The following is a 1321-nucleotide window of genomic DNA, read 5'->3' on the forward strand; positions in this document are numbered from 1 at the left end:
CAGGTGGCTGGCGACTCGCCGGTGTCCATGCAGGATTTCGACGGTATGGGCGCTCACTCGGGCGTCGACGCTTTGCCGGGCCAAGGCCGAGGGCACGCTGTAAAAGCCGCCATTCACTTCGATGTGGTAATCAATGTTGACCTTGCAGCGCTTGAAGGTCACGACCTCATACGGCTGCGCCGGCAGCGGCCTGAGCACTGGCTGGTCGAGCTGCTCGAACCAGTCCCGTCGGCATCCGTCGAGCTTTTTGAACGGGCGTCGGTTCAAATCCTCCAGCAAGACGGCGATGGCCTGATTGAGCGCATGCAGGCTGAAGAACTGCTGATGCCGCAACCGCGCCATGACCCAGCGCTCGACTACCTGCACCGCTACCTCTGCCTTGGCTTTGTCCTGCGGCTTGCGCGGGCGCGCCGGGAGCATGATGGCGCCGTAGTGCTGGGCGCACTCCAGTGCCGCGCGGTTCAGACCCGGCTCATAACGGTCAGGCCGGGCAACCAGGGCGCGCGGGTTGTCCGGGACGATCATTTCGGGGACGCCACCGAAGTAGCCGAGGGCCTGGCTCAACGCCGTCAGCCAGTCCACTTGGGTCTCACTCGGCGTGGCGCACGCGTAGGTGTAGTTCGAGGCGCCGAGGGCGGCGACGAAGATGTGCGCCTGGCGGATCTCGCCGGTGGCGGCGTCGATCACCGGCAGCGTCGGCCCGGCGTAGTCGATGAACAGCTTCTCGCCGGCGCGGTGCTGCTGGCGCATCGAGCGCTTGAGCGTCCGAGCGTAGCTGCGGTAATGCTCGACGAATTGGGTGTAGCGGTAGGTCGACTGGTCGGGATGAGCGGCGGTGTATTCCTCCCACAGCAGTTGTAGCGTCACGCCTTTGCGACGTAGTTCGCGGTGCAGGGTGATCACGTCGGGCAACACGCGGCCGCCGCGTGAGTGCACGACATTGGCGGCCGGCATCAGGGCGGCGCCAAGCGCCGCTTCATCCAGTAGAGCCAGCGCGGGCCACTCGATGCCGGTGTCGCGCGCCGCCTTGATGTACTTGCTGACCACGCCCTTGGACAGTTGCAAGGCGCGGGCGATCTTCTCGTGGGACAGGTCGGCCTCGAACTTGAGGCGCAGGCATTCTTTGATATTACGCATGGCTACTCGCTGCGCCGCCATCCTTCGATTCCCCGAAATGGGACTGAGGGTGGCGGCGCGTCAGGTCATGCGCAACGCAGTGGAGGGTATTTCGCTAACAACGTGACCGGTCATTTCGGTAAGAGCGTGACCGGCTGTTTCGGAACAGGCGGAAAATCGGTCACGTTGTTAGCGAAATGAGCGG

1 protein-coding gene is annotated in these 1321 nt (G+C 64.3%); it reads right to left on the reverse strand.

All coding sequences use genetic code 11. The features are described 5' to 3' along the window. On the reverse strand, positions 1-1158 hold a 1158-nt coding region (gene istA, locus ACXPVS_RS27315), incomplete at its 3' end, for an IS21 family transposase (protein WP_458512652.1). Positions 1159-1321: the final 163 nt, after the last annotated feature.

The sequence above is a fragment of the Pseudomonas sp. Ma2-10 genome, assembly GCF_054330215.1.